19 protein-coding genes and 1 pseudogene are annotated in these 17,276 nt (G+C 66.0%); 9 read left to right on the top strand and 11 right to left on the bottom strand.

Annotated features, from left to right (window positions below):
• The first annotated feature begins 99 nt into the window (after nucleotides 1-99).
• The 4 genes from H7841_10215 to H7841_10200 all read left to right on the top strand — a co-directional run bounded on the left by H7841_10215 (nucleotide 100) and on the right by H7841_10200 (nucleotide 4,091).
• A complete protein-coding gene (locus H7841_10215) occupies nucleotides 100-357 on the top strand; it encodes a hypothetical protein (protein ID MEO5337253.1) in 258 nt (85 codons plus the stop codon).
• Between the two features lie 25 nt (nucleotides 358-382).
• A complete protein-coding gene (locus tag H7841_10210) occupies nucleotides 383-1,315 on the top strand; it encodes a PKD domain-containing protein (protein MEO5337252.1) in 933 nt (310 codons plus the stop codon).
• Nucleotides 1,316-1,425: 110 nt separating this feature from the next.
• Entirely contained in the window at nucleotides 1,426-2,091 is a 666-nt protein-coding gene (locus H7841_10205; protein ID MEO5337251.1) for a metalloregulator ArsR/SmtB family transcription factor, read from the top strand.
• A 215-nt stretch (nucleotides 2,092-2,306) separates the two neighbouring features.
• Entirely contained in the window at nucleotides 2,307-4,091 is a 1,785-nt protein-coding gene (locus H7841_10200) for a molybdopterin-dependent oxidoreductase (GenBank protein MEO5337250.1), read from the top strand.
• Here H7841_10200 and H7841_10195 read toward each other — a convergent pair.
• A protein-coding gene (locus H7841_10195) for an IS630 family transposase (protein MEO5337249.1) occupies nucleotides 4,002-4,950 on the bottom strand; the annotation gives its coding sequence in 2 pieces (ribosomal slippage) (nucleotides 4,002-4,608 and nucleotides 4,607-4,950; 951 coding nt in all). The genes H7841_10200 and H7841_10195 overlap by 90 nt on opposite strands.
• Before the next feature lie 51 nt (nucleotides 4,951-5,001).
• Here H7841_10195 and H7841_10190 point away from each other — a divergent pair.
• From H7841_10190 to H7841_10175, 4 genes and pseudogenes are all read left to right on the top strand, one after another.
• Complete coding sequence (locus tag H7841_10190) at nucleotides 5,002-5,232, top strand: hypothetical protein (protein ID MEO5337248.1); 231 nt, start codon at nucleotides 5,002-5,004, stop codon at nucleotides 5,230-5,232.
• A 5-nt stretch (nucleotides 5,233-5,237) separates the two neighbouring features.
• Nucleotides 5,238-6,017: pseudogene (locus H7841_10185) on the top strand (respiratory nitrate reductase subunit beta).
• A gap of 162 nt (nucleotides 6,018-6,179) precedes the next feature.
• Nucleotides 6,180-6,809, top strand: coding sequence for a molecular chaperone TorD family protein (locus tag H7841_10180; GenBank protein ID MEO5337247.1), 630 nt, complete (start codon nucleotides 6,180-6,182; stop codon nucleotides 6,807-6,809).
• Nucleotides 6,806-7,528, top strand: a complete 723-nt coding sequence (locus H7841_10175) for an ethylbenzene dehydrogenase-related protein (GenBank protein ID MEO5337246.1) — start codon at nucleotides 6,806-6,808, stop codon at nucleotides 7,526-7,528. Before H7841_10180 ends, H7841_10175 begins: the two co-directional genes overlap by 4 nt.
• Nucleotides 7,529-8,013: 485 nt before the next feature.
• On the opposite strand, the gene H7841_10170 is transcribed toward H7841_10175, so the two are convergent.
• From H7841_10170 to H7841_10130, 9 genes are all read right to left on the bottom strand, one after another.
• A complete protein-coding gene (locus H7841_10170) occupies nucleotides 8,014-8,463 on the bottom strand; it encodes a lysozyme (GenBank protein ID MEO5337245.1) in 450 nt (149 codons plus the stop codon).
• A gap of 3 nt (nucleotides 8,464-8,466) precedes the next feature.
• The gene (locus H7841_10165) at nucleotides 8,467-8,922 is read right to left on the bottom strand and encodes a hypothetical protein (GenBank protein MEO5337244.1); all 456 of its coding nucleotides are present in this window, start codon (nucleotides 8,920-8,922) and stop codon (nucleotides 8,467-8,469) included.
• 96 nt (nucleotides 8,923-9,018) lie between these two features.
• Nucleotides 9,019-9,345, bottom strand: coding sequence for a phage holin family protein (locus H7841_10160; protein ID MEO5337243.1), 327 nt, complete (start codon nucleotides 9,343-9,345; stop codon nucleotides 9,019-9,021).
• An 11-nt stretch (nucleotides 9,346-9,356) separates the two neighbouring features.
• Nucleotides 9,357-11,672 (bottom strand): phage tail protein, encoded by a 2,316-nt coding sequence (locus tag H7841_10155; protein MEO5337242.1) that lies wholly within the window; start codon nucleotides 11,670-11,672, stop codon nucleotides 9,357-9,359.
• 20 nt (nucleotides 11,673-11,692) lie between these two features.
• Nucleotides 11,693-12,142 (bottom strand): C40 family peptidase, encoded by a 450-nt coding sequence (locus H7841_10150; protein ID MEO5337241.1) that lies wholly within the window; start codon nucleotides 12,140-12,142, stop codon nucleotides 11,693-11,695.
• Complete coding sequence (locus H7841_10145; protein MEO5337240.1) at nucleotides 12,139-12,762, bottom strand: DUF1833 domain-containing protein; 624 nt, start codon at nucleotides 12,760-12,762, stop codon at nucleotides 12,139-12,141. The genes H7841_10150 and H7841_10145 overlap by 4 nt, the downstream gene beginning before the upstream one ends.
• Nucleotides 12,755-13,192: a hypothetical protein gene (locus H7841_10140; GenBank protein MEO5337239.1), complete on the bottom strand. Its 438-nt coding sequence runs from the start codon at nucleotides 13,190-13,192 to the stop codon at nucleotides 12,755-12,757. Before H7841_10140 ends, H7841_10145 begins: the two co-directional genes overlap by 8 nt.
• A gap of 3 nt (nucleotides 13,193-13,195) precedes the next feature.
• Nucleotides 13,196-15,556 (bottom strand): hypothetical protein, encoded by a 2,361-nt coding sequence (locus H7841_10135; protein MEO5337238.1) that lies wholly within the window; start codon nucleotides 15,554-15,556, stop codon nucleotides 13,196-13,198.
• 5 nt (nucleotides 15,557-15,561) lie between these two features.
• Entirely contained in the window at nucleotides 15,562-16,041 is a 480-nt protein-coding gene (locus H7841_10130; protein MEO5337237.1) for a hypothetical protein, read from the bottom strand.
• 76 nt (nucleotides 16,042-16,117) lie between these two features.
• Here H7841_10130 and H7841_10125 point away from each other — a divergent pair, with 76 nt between their 5' ends.
• On the top strand, nucleotides 16,118-16,912 hold the full coding sequence (locus H7841_10125) for a DUF3800 domain-containing protein (GenBank protein MEO5337236.1): 795 nt from the start codon (nucleotides 16,118-16,120) through the stop codon (nucleotides 16,910-16,912).
• Between the two features lie 109 nt (nucleotides 16,913-17,021).
• Here H7841_10125 and H7841_10120 read toward each other — a convergent pair.
• Nucleotides 17,022-17,276: hypothetical protein (locus H7841_10120; protein ID MEO5337235.1), on the bottom strand; the 255-nt coding region annotated here is incomplete at its 5' end.

Here is a 17,276-nt window from a genome sequence, read left to right as displayed (position 1 = left end):
TTCCACCGAGCAGCGGTGGGCGGCGGCGGTGCCTGCCGGCTGGTCCTGCGTCCCAGCGACAGGCGGACGGCGCCGAGCGCCTCCTCCTCCGCCAGTCCCATGGCGGTCAGGACCGCCGAGGGCCATCGGGGGCGAGGACCAGTCGGCGACTGGAGCCGAGGCACCTCCACCAGCCTGGAGACGACCAACGACATCGGCTGGGAGGTCGATCTCAACATGACCTATCCCCTCATGAAGAACCTCGATCTGTTCATGAACGTCGGCTACTTCATGCCCGGCGATGTCTACGCCCAGTCCAACGGCGGCGACGGCAGCAATGCCTTCGAACTGGTGATCGGCGGCGAATTCAAGTTCTGATGGAAGCAAGAACAAGAGGAAAATCATGCGCAATCAACTGCTGAAGGCCCTTGTCGCGGTATCCCTCCTGGGCTGGGCCGGATACGCCAAGGCGCAGGAGACGACGGTCCGGCTCACCCAGAGCGACGGCACCGTCGATATCCGCAAGGGAGAACAGCCCTGGCGGCCGGCCAAGGAAGGCGACATTCTGGGGCAGGGCGAGCGCCTGCGGACGGCGGAGAAGTCGGGCGCGCTGCTCATCTGGTCGAACGGCAGCATGGTCAAGGTCTACCCGGAGGCCGAGCTGATGTTGGCTGGCGTGACCTTCGATCTGGAACGCAAGATGGAGAAGACGGTCCTCGACCTGGAGAAAGGGCGTCTGTTCGTGAAGGCCCAGGTTCCCGAGAACCTGTTCGCCGATTTCAAGGTCCGCATGGGCAGCTTGAACCTGCGGGCCCAGGGCGCGGAATACGGGGTGAAGTACGATCCGGCCGCCACCAGCGCCACCGCCTGGTCGCTGCTGGGGCGCCTGGTTTCCGACGTTGGTACCGAGCGCATCCGCATCGACGATGGACAGCAGGGCACCCTTCGGGCGAACGCCAAGCCGGACGTGATCCCGACCCCGGACAACATCCAGCAATCCCTGAAGAAGGTGTCCAAGGATCTGGGCGGCAGCTTGCTCGTCGAAGAGGAGACGGCGGCCACCGGCGGCAAGTTGACCGTCAAGATCGGCGGCCTGAAGGGGCGGCGCGGCAATACCCCCTACGCCGTGAATTTCAAGGCCCGGATTTCCGGCGGCAGCGGCAAGATCAAGTCCATCACCTGGGATTTCGGCGACGGGGAAAGCGCCACCTCCCGCGAGGCGGAGCACACCTTCACCCAGGGTGTCTACGTGGTCATCCTGCGAATCGAGGACCAGAATGGCGAGAAGGCCTCGGCGCAGATCGGCATCTCGGTAGAGGCCGATTGCGGCTGCTGAGGGTGAACCGCCGCCGGATTTTTCCTCTTCACGATCCGGCGGCGGATATGCTATCGCGGGCGACGTGAGCGCCGGAGACCGTCCGGCGGGAGAGTGGTGGGCATCCGGACATGGCCCGTTCGCGCGAGAAGCAGATCCTGCTGGATGAGTTCGCGGCCGTCGGCAAGGCGCTGGCGAGCCCTCACCGGGTCTATCTTCTCGATATCTTGGCCCAGGGCGAGCGAAGCGTCGAGCGCCTGGCGGAGGCGGCCTCCATGTCCGTGGCCAGCGCGTCGCAACATCTCCAGCACCTGCGCCAAGCCGGCATGGTTTCGACGCGGCGCAACGGCACCCAGATTCTCTATCGACTGTCGGGCGAGGATATCCTCCCCCTGATGGAGGCGTTGCGAGTGACGGGGCGACGCCACCGCCAGGAGATCCAGAACCTCGTCGACGGCTATCTCAAGGACCGCGACGGCATGGAGCCGGTATCCCGCCTGGAACTGATGCAGCGCATGCGGGACCATGAGGTGCTGGTCCTCGATGTCCGTCCCGAGGACGAATTCCAGTCCGGCCACATCGCGGGGGCCGTCAACCTGCCGATCCGGGCGCTGATGCGCCGGCTCAAGGACCTGCCGAAGAACGTGGAGATCGTCGCCTATTGCCGGGGCGAATACTGCCTGTTCGCCTACGACGCGGTCGCCTTGTTGCGCAAGAAGGGCTACCGCGCACGCCGCCTGGAGCAGGGCTTCCCGGAATGGCGATCCCAGGGGTTGCCGGTCGAGGTCACGCCGTAACCATATGTCATCATTAAACAATATTCCATGCGCGAAGGCTTTTTTCGCGCCGCCTCGTAGTGCGCTATTGACGCGCCGCCGTTATTCAATGAAAATGTTGAATAAGGCGACCGATATGGCGGGGGAGGTCATGAATCGTTCGGCCACCACGGTGCTGGATTCGGCGACGGCTCTCCGCCGACTACAATCCGTCGTCGGTCCATGCAGACCTGTTCGTGCCGGTGAAGATGGGCACCGACTCCCATCTTGCGGCGGCAATCGTCAACCTGCTGATCGCCGGCAGGCACTACAAGGCGGATTACCTCAAGGAGCAGACGGATCTACCCTTCCTGGTGCGCCTCGACAACGGCAAGTTCCTGCGCGAGAAGGACTTCAAGGCGGACGGCAACGATCAGGTCTTCTATGTGTGGGACACCAAGACCGGCAAGGCGGTGCCGGCGCCGGGCAGCATGGGTTCCAAGGACAAGACCCTGAAGCTGGGCGAGGTCGATCCCGCCCTGGAAGGTACCTTCGACGCCGAGGGCGTCAAGGTCACCACCGTCTTCGAGCGGCTCAAGGCCGCCATCGCTCCCTACACGCCCGAGGCCACACAGGCGGCCACCGGCGTGCATCCCTCCGTGGTGCGCAAGCTGGCCGGCTGGATCGCCGAATGCAAGGCCTTGCGCATCCTCGACGGCTATAACAACCAGAAGCACATGGACGGCTTCCAGTGCGGACGGCTGAAGATCCTGATCCTCACCCTGATCGGCCACCACGGCACCACCGGCTCCATCGACACCACCTACGAGGGCTGGCGGCTGGAGGGCAACGCCGAACTGGGCCGGGTGAAGGACAACCCCGGCCGCAGCGTCTCCATGGTGCTGGCCCAGTGGGTTTGGGGAGAGCAGTACCGGCGCACCAAGGCCTATTACGACGACACCCAGCTGAAGGAGCAGATCGGCTTCGGCGTCGACGACATGGAGACCTTGCGCAAGGAGTCCGAGGCCAAGGGCTGGATGCCCAAGTGGCAATCCATCAAGGACCCGGTGGTCTACATCAACGGCGGCATCAACCTCTTCGCCACCTCCGTCGGCTACCAGCACTTGGCGGAGAACTTCCTCAAGCGCTGCGAGCTGCTGGTGGTGGTGGATTTCCGCCTCAATTCAGGCGCCATGTACGCCGACATCGTGCTGCCCGCCGCACCCGAGCAGCAGAAGCTGGACATCCGCGAGACATCGGTGACGCGCTTCATCCACGCTTTCGGGCAGCCGGTCAAGCCGATGTACGAGCGCAAGACGGACTGGCAGATCAACGTGGCGCTGGCCAAGAAGATCCAGGAGCGGGCCAGGGCGCGCGGCGTCACCCGGGTCGAGGATCCGGAGATCAAGAGCGCCATCGACTTCAACACCATCTACGACGACTTCACCATGAACGGCGCCGTCGAATCGGACGAGGCCGCGTTGCGCTTCGTCATGGAGAAATCCAAGGCGCTCGGTCCCGGCACCTACGAGGAAGTGATGAAGAGTGGCTTCGTCGCCGTCGGCCCGGAGGCCGGCAAGACGGGGCCGGTGCCCAAGGACAAGCCCTACCGTCCCTTCACGATGAACGTCTCCGACAAGAAGCCTTACGGAACCTTGACCGGGCGGCTGCAGTTCTACGTGGATCATGATTGGTTCCAGCGCTTCGATGCGACGGTCCCGAAGCCCCAGGTCAAGGGTGGCCACATCGGCCCGAAGCGCTTCCCCTTCAAGACCAACTCGCCGCACACCCGCTGGGGCATCCATTCATGGTGCCGCAACGAGAAATGGCTGCTGCGCCATCAGCGCGGCGAGCCGGATGTCTGCCTCAATCCGAAGGCGATGGCGAAGAAGGGCATCAAGGACGGCGACATGGTGCGGATCTTCAATGACATCGGCGAGAGCATTTTCCGCTCAATCGCGATCATAACCGGCAGCAGCGAAGTAGGCTTGGCACTCGGCCTGGGTAAAGGTATCGATGCCGCGACCGATGGCGTCCCATAGATCGTCCTTGGTTCGGGCGGCCGTTTTCTTGAGGAAGCTCTTGAGTTTGGAGAAGGCCATCTCGATAGGGTTGAAGTCGGGGCTGTAGGGCGGCAGGAAGCGCAGCTCGGCACCTGCCGCCTCGATGGCCTCGCGCACGGATGTCGGTTTGTGGGCAGGCAGATTGTCCATGACGACGATGTCGCCCGGCGACAGGGTCGGCACCAGAACCTGTTCCACATATGCCAGGAAGGCGGGGCCGTTCATCGCGCCGTCCAGGACCATCGGCGCCGTCATGCCCTCCAACCGGAGAGCGCCGACGAAGGTGGTGGTCTTCCAGTGGCCGTGAGGTATGGGGGCGCGGCAGCGTTCGCCACGCGGTGCTCGGCCACGCAGCCGGGCCATCTTGGTGCTGGCGCCGGTCTCGTCGATGAACACAAGGCGCTCGAGCTCAAAATCCGGTTGAAGTTCGAACCAGGCTTCGCGCCGCCGCCGGACGTCAGGCCGTTGCTGTTCGCTTGCGTGCGCGGTTTTTTTTGAACGTCTGGTCGTGGCGGTCCAGAAGGCGCCAGACCGTGCTCTGGGCAACATGGAGCCCATGAGCTTTCTCCAGGTGGCCGGCGATCTCGGCCAAGGTCATATCCGGCGTCTCTGTTATCAGCGCCAGGATTTCCTCGGCATGGGCCTCCATACGATGCGAATGCCGGTCACCCCCCAGGGGCCTCGCCTCAATACGACCCTCCCGGCGCCATTGGTTCACCCACTTGACCGCCGTCGATACCGCTACCCCGAACCGTCCGGCCGCCGCCCTCCGGGATTGGCCATTCTCGACCGCAGACACCAGCCGTTTGCGAAGATCCTTGGAAAGAGGTGCTGTCATAGAGGCTGGCCTCCTTCACCAGCCCCTATCTTGAATCAGATTTCGCCACCCTTGGGAATCCCCTGCTGGCCGGCGCTGCCGGAGGACCAGGTTTTCTCCGAGCACGGCTGGGAGCAGTACCTCTACAACAAGATGACCCACTACAACATGATCAACGCCGAACTTATCAACCCTCTGGAGCTGGTGGGCGGCTACGGCCACATCAAGTACGCCTCCGGCGGCTTCAATCCGAACCGCATCTTCTATGAGACGACGGTCGACATCGAAAAGGTCAAGGAGTAGGTCCCATGGCGAATCGGCAACTGGCCTTCGTGTTCGACCTCAACAAATGCATCGGCTGCCACACTTGCACCATGGCCTGCAAGCAGCTGTGGACCAACCGCGACGGCCGCGAGTACATGTATTGGAACAACGTGGAAACCCGCCCCGGCAAGGGCTACCCCAAGAACTGGGAGCAGAAGGGCGGCGGCTTCGACGCGGCCGCCAATCTGCGCCCCGACGGCCGGATACCGCCCCGGGAAGACTATGGCGGCGTATGGGAATATAACTTCCAGGAGGTGTTGCTGGACGGCAAGGGCGATCGCGTCGTGCCCGACCAGAAACCGACCTGGGGCCCCAACTGGGACGAGGACGAGGGGCAGGGCGAGTTCCCCAACAATCACTATTTCTACCTGCCGCGTATCTGCAACCACTGTTCCAATCCGGCCTGTCTGGCCGGCTGTCCGCGCCAAGCCATCTACAAGCGGCCCGAGGACGGTCTGGTGGTGGTCGACCAGGAGCGCTGCCGGGGCTATCAGTACTGCGTTCAGGCCTGTCCCTACGGCAAGGTCTTCTTCAATACCAAGACCAATACCTCGGAGAAATGCATCGGCTGCTACCCCCGCGTCGAGAAGGGGACGATCCCGGCTTGTTCGGCGCAGTGCGTCGGCCGCATCCGTTTCGTCAGCTACCGCGATGACAAGGACGGCCCGGTGTACAAGCTGGTCGACAAATGGAAGGTGGCCCTGCCGCTGCACGCCGAATACGGCACCAAGCCCAATGTCTTCTACGTGCCGCCGATCAACACCACGCCGCCGCTTTTCGAGGAGGATGGGCGCCTGGGCGACAAGCCCCGCATTCCCATCGAGCCTGAAGACCCTGGGAACGGAAATGCAGAAGCGCCGCGAGGCCAAGCCGTCGGAATTGACCGACCTTCTCATCGGCTACACCTCGGCCGACAGGTTCAAGATATGAGCGGCGCGCGGCAAGCCTTGGCGGACACGACGGCGCTGGCCAGGATCTACCAAATCCTGGCCCGGGCCTTCGATTACCCGGAAGCGGCCTTCTGGGCGTCCATCGGCCAGGCGCGCCTGGAGGCGACGCTGGATCGCCTTTCCCCGGAAGAGCGCGAGGCCGAATACCTGGCCTCCTTCGAGACCGGGGGCGTGCCCCTCTACGAAGGGCTCTGCCTCGACAAGGAGGGGCGCGAGGGTATCCAGGAGGATTTGCTGCGCTTCTACCATTTCTTCGGCCTGCGCCTGAGCGGCGAGACGCGCGACTTTCCAGACCACCTGTCCGCCGAACTGGAATTCATGGGCCATCTGCTAGTCCTGGAGGAAAAGGCGCGGGCGGACGGACGCGACGCCTCGCCGTTCCGTCTGGCCCAGCGCGATTTCCTGGCCCGCCATCTGGCGCGCTGGGTTCCCGAACTCTGCACCCGGATGGACCGGCGGGGCCTGGCCTCGGATTACCGCCGCCTGGCGGGCTGGCTCGACCGCCTCGTTTCCGGCCATCTTGATGACCTCGAAGCCGCCCTCGGTTCCGCGCCATCGCCGCCGGGCGTCGCCGCGGAAGCCCTTGTCGAAGGAGCAAGACCATGACCTTCCCGCTTCGCCGCTTTGCCCTTCTTTGGGCCGGTCTGGCATTCGTCGCCTTGACGGCGCCGGTGCCGGCCCTGACCGCCGAGACCAAGCCCGCGGGCGTCCCAGTGGCTACCGTCGAGGAGCCGCTGGGCGAACGCGATGTCGATGCCGCCGCCTGGGCGAAGGTGCCGGCGACCGAGATCGAACTGACCACCGCGCCTTCCATCCATCCGGCGATCCAGGGGGAGGCGGTCACCACGCGCGTCACCGTCCAGGCGGCGCGCAGCGGCAAGGATCTGCTGTTCCGGCTGCGCTGGAAGGACGATGGCGCCGACGCCGCGCGTGGTCCGGGCAGGTTCGTCGATGGCGCCGCCGTCCAGTTCGCCTCGGACGGTGATACCCGAACGAATATTCTCATGGGTGGCGAGGGGCGCCATGTCGACGTCTGGCACTGGAATGCGACGACCAACGGCGGGGCCAACCTGCTGGCCAACGGCACCGGCACCCTGACGCCCAATCCGGCAGCCACGGTCAAGGCCTCCGGCCGTTACGCCAAGGGCCAGTGGACGGTGGTCATCCGCCGGGAACTGGCTCCCGCCGGCACGGATGCCGTCACCTTCGGCAAGGGCGGCAAGGGCACTGTCTATCCCGTCGCCTTCGCCATCTGGAACGGTCGCAACGGCGAGCGCGACGGCTTCAAGGCGGTCACCGTGGAATGGCAGGAACTCAGATTCTGAACTCCCCCGGGTCGACGGGTGCCCCTTTTCCATCGAAACACCCGCCGGCCTACTTCCTCCTCAAGTCCAATCGATGGAAGCGGAACAAACTTCACCCCCCAGAAATCTCCCCTGGGGGGTGTCTTTTTATCAAGAACTGCGGAGTTGGATGTGGGCCCCGGATGCTGCGTATGTAGTGAACCGAAAATGTCACCGTCCAAGGAGGGAACTTTGGTTTCCATTTCCAGGAGAGACATCGACGATATCCATGGCTACGATGGATCGAGGAAAACGGGGACCCGGACCCGGCCGATGGGACGAAGCGCGGGGAGTGCCGGAGACGCCGTCGGCGGGGACGGATCAAGGGCAGCGGCGGGGATGGTGGCGATCCCATTCGGAGCCCGCCAATGGCCTGCCTCATACGCGGGCCGGAAATGCGAAGAGCGGCCGACCGGGGGAGGATATCCCCGGTCGGCCGCGGCATCGAGATCAGGTGACCGTCCGCCTCATTCAGCGAGATGCATCTCCGCCTCCGCCTTCCTTCTCCTCACGAGCCCTGGCAGCTTACGGCCTCCGCCCCAAACCCAGCGACGGAACTCGTCCGGGACGTCGCCGTGCTCGTCGCGGTTGACCTTGCGGCGCAGGGTCGAGCGCTGCAGCGCCCCACCGCCCAGGTTGAAGGCGAAGGAGGCGACCGCATCGTATCGCCCGTCGGAGAGCGGCACCGTGATCAGCCGCAGGACGGCCCGTTCGGCGACGGCGACGTCGCGCCGCAACAGGGTCTCGGCCTCCTCCTCGGTAACCGGCGGGGTGGTGGCGGTGACGGGCAGGCCATCGAGGCCGTGGATGGCGCCGAAGCCGATGGTCCACCATCCGGCCGGGCAGATGTAGGGCGTGGCGCTGAAGCCCTCGAAGCGCTTGATCAGCGCCAGCCCCTGGTCGGTGACGTGGCGCATGGCTCACTTCCCCCTGAACTTGGCAAGGGACCTCGCGCCGAACCAGAAGCTCATCACGGCGGCGAATAGAGCCTGGGTCTCGGGATCCCATATCTGCGGCAAGGCCTGCGCCAGCAGGACACCCTCGACGGCGATCAGCAGGTAGAGGGCAGAGCCCTTCACGGCGGCGAACAGGGTGAAGAAGGCGTAGGTGATGACCGGGCGCACCGATCCCGCCAGCGCATCCACCCACTTGACCCCGGTCGGGCGCAGGGATCGGTAGAGTGCCTGGGATTCGGCGATGTCAGCCTGGACGTTGATCTCCTCCAGCCGCTGCTGGTGACCGGCCCGCTGCATTTCCATCTGACGGTCCATGACGGCCAGTTCGTGCTTGCGGTCCTGGTGCTCGCGGAAGAGCTTGAGCAGATCGGGGAACAGGCTGGTGAGAAAGCCGAGGGCGGAGCCGAGCAAGGTCAGCATGTCGATTGCCTCGCAACAAAAAGGCCGCCCAGATGGGGCGGCCATGGTGGACAGAGATGACAGGGATGATCAGTCGGCGGGATGTCCGCTACGCGTTCACTGCGTTCCGTCGATGCCGGCCTTGCGTTCCGCCCATGCTTGTACGAATTCGATGGTGCGCGGGCCGAGATAGGAGATTGCGGCGATGAAGCCGGCCGCCGCCATGCCCCCGAGTTGCAGGTACTCGGCGGCACCCCCGGCCACCACGCCCATGCCGATGGCGATCATCAGCTCCCAGGCCAGTTGCAGGGACCAGAAGCGCCGCCGTCCCTTGCGGACCAGGTCGGCGTGATAGAGGCCGCGCCCGATCAGGGCCCACCACACGGCCCAGGCCAGCCCGACCAGGGTGTGCTGCATCTCGGGGGGCAGATTGCGCCAGACCATGGCTGTCTCCTTCAGTTCACATGCACGGCGTCGTGCTCGCCGACGGCGGTGATCTCGACCCGCTCGCCGCGCGGCCGGATGGCGAGCACGCGGGCAAACAGACTCCAGGCATCCGATGGGCCGAAAGCGTAGTGGGTGCGTTCGGCCTCGCCGCCGGTGTAGGGCTCGATGTCGAGGGGGGCCTGCGGCACCGCCGCGTAGTCGGTCTCGCCGGGGACCACCGGATAGGGGCCGGCGATGGCCCCGTCGGCCCGGCGGAGCGCCAGGTAGTGGGGGCCGTCCGCCCATTCCAGCGGCTCGGAGGCGGTCAGGGTCTCCCCGTCCCAGCCGACGATCTCGCCACCCTGGCCCCAGCGGGGCATGTCATGAACGATGGCGATCAGGTCGCCATAGGTGGGGATCAGCCCCTCCAACTCGGTCTGGAAGGTGACGAGCTTGCGCCGGTAGCGGTTGGCGGCGGCCATGTAGAGGCCTTCGCGCTGGGCGTGATCCTTGTCCGTGCAGCCGGTGAGCTGGAGGCGGGCCGGTTTCTCCTCGGCGGAGTCCGGCAGCTTGGCGGTGACCTCGTCGGGCCGCCAAGTGCGGGCCGAGAAGTATTCCACCGTCACCGCGTCGGCGGTCTCCTCCCCCGGCATGACATAGCGGATGCGGAAACTCCCCTTGGCGATGTTGCGCGGCCCGAACAGGGCGACCGGCAGGCTCTGCGGTCCATCGCGAACGATCCGCACGATACCGCCCTGCTGGATGGGCACGGCCCGGCCGCAACGGGCGATGCGGGTCAGCGCCTCCCATACCGTCATGGAGGTGTCGAACACGCCGTCGAAGTGGTCACCCCGGTTTTCCCAAACGTCATCAAGAGCCAGCAGCCCGGCCAGATCGATCCGGGCATCGGCCAGTTCCGCTCCGTACTCGGCTCGGGCTGCGTCGGCGAAGGCCCAGGCGATGGATCGGGTCGGCTGCGGTGCCGACCATCCTGCCTGGGACCAGACCGGGAGCTTGCGCGTCACGACACAGTTGATCAGACGCGAGGTGCGCTGGGACAGGTTGTCGGTCGCCCGCATGCGGATGGCGAGCAGGGTCACCGGCCCATAGTCGGGTTCGTCCTGGAGCCAGGCGCTCAAGCCCGCCCAGCGGATTTCGTGGCCGGCGCGCGACGAGGTGTCCTTGTTGTCGGTGCGCCTGAGGCGGACCTCATGGCGGCCCGGCGCCACGGCGTAATGATAGCTCAGCCGGATCGGCGTGTTGGTCGCTGCCGAGTGGCTTTCCGAGGCCAACTGCTGCCAGGCGCCGATGGCCAGGCCGTCGTCGTCGATAAGCCTAGCCTCGACCACCCAACTGGCGGAGCGGGTATCCAGCCCTCCGGAATCGTTGGCGTAGTAGAGACCACGGGCGAAGACGATATCGATGCCGATCCGGGTGGCGGTGGTCTCGGCCGACGCCGAGACGAAGGGTCCGATCCAGCCGGTCTCGCCGCTCCCCAGATCATTGGGCGCGGTCAGTTCCTGGCCGGCCACCTCTGGCGCCGAGGTGACGTTTGGATCGAACAGGGTGACGGCACCGCCCGGCTCGACGATCTCGACCTCGACCTCGGCGAAGTTGCCGATGTCGGTGTCCTCGACGCGGATGGCCTCCAGGTCGTAGTGGCCCTGGCCGATGACATGAAGCTGGTGCAGGTACTGCTCGTTGTCGGCGTACTCGTACCAAGGCTCGGCGGCCAAGTCGGGATAGACCAGATGGCGGCCGTAGATCACCGGGATGGGCTGGCCAAGCCGGGCCTGGTTGCCCTGGGCCTGGAGGGAATAGGTCGGGCTCGGGCTGGGCGGGCTGCCGATGCTGCCCAGGCCCCAATCGGCCGAGGGCCGCGAGGGGCTGGGAGCCGGAACCAGGGCGTTGATGAGGGCGCCGCCCACCAGATTGACCGCGCCCGAGATGACGCCACCGAACACCTGCCCCCAGGTGACCGAGCCGAAGGCCGCCGCCCCGCCCTCGAAGCCGAAGCTCCCGGCCAAAGCCCCGCCATAAGCGGCACCAAGTGCCATGCCGGCCACCATGACGGCGACCATGAGCACGGTGCGGAGCGGGTTCTTGCCGCCCCCGCCTCCGCCACCACCACCGTGGGGAAGCGCCACGAAACAGACCACGTCGCCGGCACGGATCACCAGCACGGACCATTCGGCCCGCAAGACGGCGCGGCCGTTGACCAGACAGATGGTCGGCTGGGCGAACTCGGCGATCCCCTGGCCGTCGAGCCAGCCCCGGATGGTGACCGGCTTCAACACCGGCATCACCCTGCGGTCGCGCTCGGGCCTGAGCGCATTGTGGACCATGACGATTGTGGCGGGACGGGTCAGGGACGGTCTCCGATGAAGCGGTAGAAGCCCTCGATCCGCCAGCCATGGGCGGCGAGGCTGTCGCGGGCTTGGGCGACCACGCCCTTGTCGCGGACGACATGCAGCACCTTGCCGCCGTCCACGCCCAGCCAGACGCCGACATGGACGGGATAGCGGGCCTGTCGCATCAGCACGCAGTCACCTTCCTCGGGAACCTCGACCAGATCCCAGCGTCGGCGCTCCGGGTGGTCGCGGAAGGCCCTGGCGATGGCGAGCAGGTCGTCCGGGTTGGGGATGGCCGGCAGGTCGCGGCCGAACCGTTGCCGCTGCACATGGCGCACCAGCGCCCAGCAATGGAACGAGTCCGGCCCTTCCCCCGTGGCGGACCACGGCAGGCCGATATACTCGGATGCCCAATGCCCGCGCCGGGGTTGGCTCAGGGCGGCCGGCGCCAATTCAAGAATCATCGTCGCAGTCCCGGATATTTCCTGATGGTGTAGATGTCGCTGGGGAAGGCCTTGTTGCCGATGTCGAGCACCCGCGCCCGGCCAGTGACCCGGAACACGTCCACCTCGACCTCGGACAGGGTCATGGTCAGCGGCGGGTCCATCTGCGGCCCCTCGATGTCGGTCGAGAGATAGGGCCGGTAGGTGACCTGGATGGCGTCCTGGCTGACGGCGGCGGCGTCCAGGTGGCGGGTGATCTCGCGCCCGACATTGTCCAGCGTCACCACGATCTCCGGCACCGGGATGGTGTCCACCGGCGGCAACTCCATCTCGAAGCCCAGTGCCACGAACGGCACCAGCAGGCCGGCGTCCCGCGCCGCCCCCGCCTCGATCCGGGCCACCAGCCCGACCTTGCGCCGTGCCTCCGCGTCCAGGGCATCCAGGACAGCCTGAACCTCCGCTCCGCCGAGACCCAGCCAAGTGGCCGTGTCCTCGTAGTTTCTGACCACCCGGATCGGCCTGGGCGCCCCGTCCTCGATGAAGGATGGGTGCCAGATCTCCAGGGTGTGCAGGACGACGACATCGGCCGGGGCGGAGGCATAGGCCTCGCGGATGGCCTCGCTGAGGGCGGGATCAGGCATTGCCACCGTCCGACATTTTAGGCGGCTTGGGATGGGCCGCCTTGACCGCCTGCCAGACGTCGATCACCGCGACGAGGTCGGGCGGCAGGGTGGCGCCCTGTGTCCGCAGTTCGGCGAAGCCTTTCAGGAGGGCGTCCAACTGGTCGCCCAGGGCCGGATAGGCGGCGGCCCTGGCGCGACGGTATCCGGTGGCCTCCAGATGAGCCTCGTATTCCGCCAGCCAGGACTTCAGGGTCCCGGCGTCCGGGGCGTCGATGCCCTCGATGGCCCAGACCGAGACCTCCGGCTCGACCACGTCCTTGTCCTCGACCGTGCGGACCGGAGCCGCGACGGTGAAGTTGAACCCCGCCGGATCGTCGAAGGGCGACCTGGCCGCCGCCACCTTGAACTTCACGGCCTCGGCGACCTTCCGTTCGATGTTGATGGGCATGGCTCAGGCCTCCAGGGGTTGGGCCCAGTAGCCCACCATCACGAAGCCGCTGGAGCCGCAATAGGTGGAGCACTGGAGCCGGATGACGTCATCGACACCGTGGCCGCCGTAGCCCAGGCATTCCTGCACCACTTCCTTGGGAATCACGTACTGGAAGGGCTGCAGGACACCCCAGGCCTCCAACTGGTCCAGGGTCGGACCCGACTTGAACCAGCCGGCGCGGGCGATGTAGCGGTAGCTGTTGTTGGCGCCGGTGTTGGGATGCTGGGGGATCATCTGCAGGCTGGGCTCGCCGTAGCTCTGGTAGCCGGTGCTGGCCGCGTTCTTGGTGTTCAGCGCCATCAGGGTGAGCAGCAGATCCTTGGTGGGGTCGAACACCGGGGCGTAGAGATAGCGCACCGTGTTGCCGGGGTAGCGGTTGCTCTCGCACTGGACGCAGGCGAACTGGTTGGCGGCGTGGCCCCACCAGACCCATTCCGATTGCCACCAGCCGTTCAGGCCGTAGTAGATGCCGTAGCCCTCGGTGACGATGCCGGGATCGTGGACCGGCGTGCAGGCGACGCCCGCCATGCGGACGTACCCGCTGTCGGTCGAGCTGGTGTGGATGGCGACGCCGAAGTGCAGGTAGCCGTCGTCGTCGGAATACAGATCGACCAGATCCTTGCGGAGGTCGAAATGGCACCAGATGTTGCCGGTGTTCTGGCTGTACTGCATCTGCCCGAAGGGGGTCAGCTGGAGCGAGCAGGTGGGATAGCTGTTGCTCCAGGTCTGGGGATGCATGGCCGGCAGGCGCTTGACGATGGCGTAGCCATTGCGGGGGTCGAGCAGGAACGGGAAGACACCCCACCACCAGCCGTTCCCGGTGCAGAAGTTGACGAAGACCCGGTTGTGCATGCCGGGCGTCGCCGGCACCCGGTAGCGGTAGCCGGAATGGCCGGACCAGGCGCCGGTGCGCTGGCCGTGGTTCTGGCCCTGGGTGGGGCCATGCATGTAGTACCAGTTGTCGTACTGCGGGAAACCGCCGTAGCCGCCGGACCAGCCGAGGTTCTGGATGTCGGTCGGCATGTAGTTGCCGCTGCTGGTGAGCCAGGAGGTCCAGTTGCCGGTGCCGTATTCCCGCGTCTGGTCGCCCAGGATGTACTGCCAGTTATGGCCGTGGGATTCCCAGAAGAGCGTCGGCGTGCCGACCGCCGCCCGGTACTTCGGGGTGCCGATGAACTGCCCGGCGGTGGGCGTGGTGAAGGGCGGCGCGGTGATGGGTGCTGCGAACTGGCTGCGCTTGCGCAGATCGATCTCGCCATAGCCCGGCAGACCATCGTCCTGGATGATCAGGGCCTGCCCCGGCGCGCCGACGGACAGCGGTTTCTCCACCCCGTCCGCGTCCCGGAAGATCAGGTCGCCCGGATCGACGGTGATCGAGATGCCCTCGGCCAGCAGGGTCCAATGGGCGGGATCGGTGGGCAGGGTGCCGGCGGGAGCATCGGCGGTGCAGAAATAGGACGAGCGACCGTGGAAGACGGCGTCGTTGCGTTTGTATGCGGTCGCCTCGTCCCAGATACCGCGCCAGAAGAAGCCGTTGCGCTCGACCATCAGCGCCCAGTGCTGGGTGCTGGTCGGATCGGTGCCGGGAGCATCCGGGGCCTTGATGCAGATGAAAAGGTCGCGCTCGAAGCGCACCATGTCGAGGGGGCGATAGGCCGCCTCCGGGTCGTAGTCGCTCCGCCAGGCGAGGCGGATCTTGCCGAGATCGATGGTGGCCATCAGATCCTCGCTTCCAGGTGTCCGAGTTCGTCGATGGAGAGGGAGACGCCAGGCGGCACCAGCCACCAGACGTCGAAGTCGGCGACGGCGAAGCTGCCGGCGGTGCCGTGGGTCCAGATGAGCGAGCCGTCGTCCCCGACCGTCAGGCCGTGAAATTCCGCGCCGCCATTGGCGAACAGGCGGGCCTGCTCGCCAATGGCGGGCGCTGTAGCGATCCGGCTCCACCTCCTGGTCCACCGGGGCTTCCGCCCAACGCTCGGCCTTCTCCCGGTGCGCGGAGGCCTTGAGAGCATGGTGGCGGGCGCTGAAGGCACCCGTTTCCACCTCCGCGTCTTCGGTCTCCTCGGCCCATTGCCGGGCCTTGGCCTCGGAAGCGGCGGCGGAATCCTCGCTGGCGGCAGCCGTCGCGACCTTACCGTCCAGTTCCGCCCGCCCTGCCTCCAGGCTGCCTTCGATGTCGGCGATGGCCTTGGCGACCGTCTTGATCGGACCATTCTCGGTCTCAACGGTGCTGGCACCATCGCCGTGGACGACGGCGTGCAGCTTGGCGCTGGCCGCCGATGCGCGATCGACGGCCGCCTGGAGGTCGGCTTGCAGGGACATGGGGGTTACCAGCTATGGGAAACGGGCAGGGTGACGTGGACGAGGCCGTGCAGCCGGTCCACGGTGGCGAACAGGGATGCGAAATCGGAATCCAGCGCGATAGCCAGGGCGTCGGCCGAGAGGGTCGGGCGCTCGCGCACCTCAAGCTCCGAGGCGATCTCCCACAGGAGTCCCCCCACCAGCCTGGCCTCGAACTGCCGCGTGAACCGGGCCTCGTGGTCCACCAGTCCCACCCCGCCCAGGAGGGGAATCTCGAACCACTCGCCGCCTTCCTTGGCCCGCCAGCGGTACCAGGCCTCGAACAGGGCGAACTGCTCGCGTCGCATCAGCCAGCGCACCGCGATCCGGGACGGCACCTGGGTAAAGCGTTTCCGCTGTCGGGCCGGTCCCGCCTCCATCTCGGTGCGCAGGATGGCCTCGCCTGGACGGATGCCGTATCCCTGCACCGTCGGCAGGGGCAGGGTCGGGGGCCAGGAGAGGGGCATGGGCGCTGTCTTCGATGTTGCATCGTTCCCGGCCGCCATTACTCTGGCAGTCGGGGCAAGAAGAACGGGGAGCGGAATGAAGCTGATCTACATCGACGAGGCCGGAGCCACCGGAGTCCGGGCCAACCCACAGCAGCCCATCCATCTGCTCGCCGCCGTCATGCTGGACGAGGCGCTGGTACGGCCCGTCGAGGACGAGCTACGTACCCTGGGCTACAAGTACTTTGGCGCCAAGTCGGGAGACACCCAGTTCGAATTCCGGGGCTACGACATCTACCACGGCAACGGCTATTTCGCCGGCATGAAGCCGGACGAGCGCATCGGGCTCGTCAACGAGATCCTGGATATCATCGAGCGGCAGAAAGTGACGCTCGGCTATGTCGCGATCGACAAGCAGCGATCCAAGGCGAATCTGCATCCCCACCAGTTGGCGTTCCTGCTCCTGGTGGAGCGAATTGAGGATCGGCTCAAGTCCCAGGACGCCCTCGGCCTCATCGTCGCCGACGAGAACGAGGATATGGAGCAAAGCCTGATTGACGACCTGGAGATATTCAAGACGGAGAGCACCCGCTTCGGATGGCGCCCGACCCGGATCGAACATGTGGTGGACTCGATCCACTTCGTCCAATCCAAGAACAATCGGCTGATTCAGCTTGCCGACGTGATCGCCGCCGTCACCTATCGAGGCCTGGTCACGGAAGATGCGGTAACGGCCGCGTTTCTGGCGGAAACCGACCCGACACGCCGTCCGCCTGCGATGCATTTTCCCGAGTGGCTGGCGAAATTCGGGTCGGCGAAGCAGCGAGCCAACATGCAGCTTTGGAACCGCGTCAAATTACGTGGTCCCTTTTCCAAGCGGTTCCCGGAATAGAAAGCGAGCCGGGGCTCTGATAGCGGGGGCTCAGTGACCCGAACCCACTCCCGGCTCGCAAGTTCAGCATGGCATTTTCCGGAGCGACTTTCAATACACGCGAAACAGGTTATCGATAGGCCCCCGCCGCCGGGTTGAGGCCGTAGCGGCGTTCCAGGGTGGGGGCGAGGCCCTCGCCGCGTCCGATCTTGCGGCTCATCAGCATTTCCATCCGGTCGACGGACCGAAGGGAACGCGAAGCGGACAAGACGTCGATCATCACCTCGCCGGCCGGGCCGCGCCGGGTCTCGGTGCGGGCCTGGGTGTTGGGCACCGTGTTGGTGACGGTGGGCTGGACGACCACGGTGACGCCGCCGGCAGATGG

Origin of the sequence: Magnetospirillum sp. WYHS-4 (assembly GCA_039908345.1) — a bacterium.
GTDB lineage: Bacteria > Pseudomonadota > Alphaproteobacteria > Rhodospirillales > GLO-3 > JAMOBD01.
Note: the sequence above shows the minus strand (reverse complement) of the source record. Positions and strands in the feature narration are given on the sequence as shown.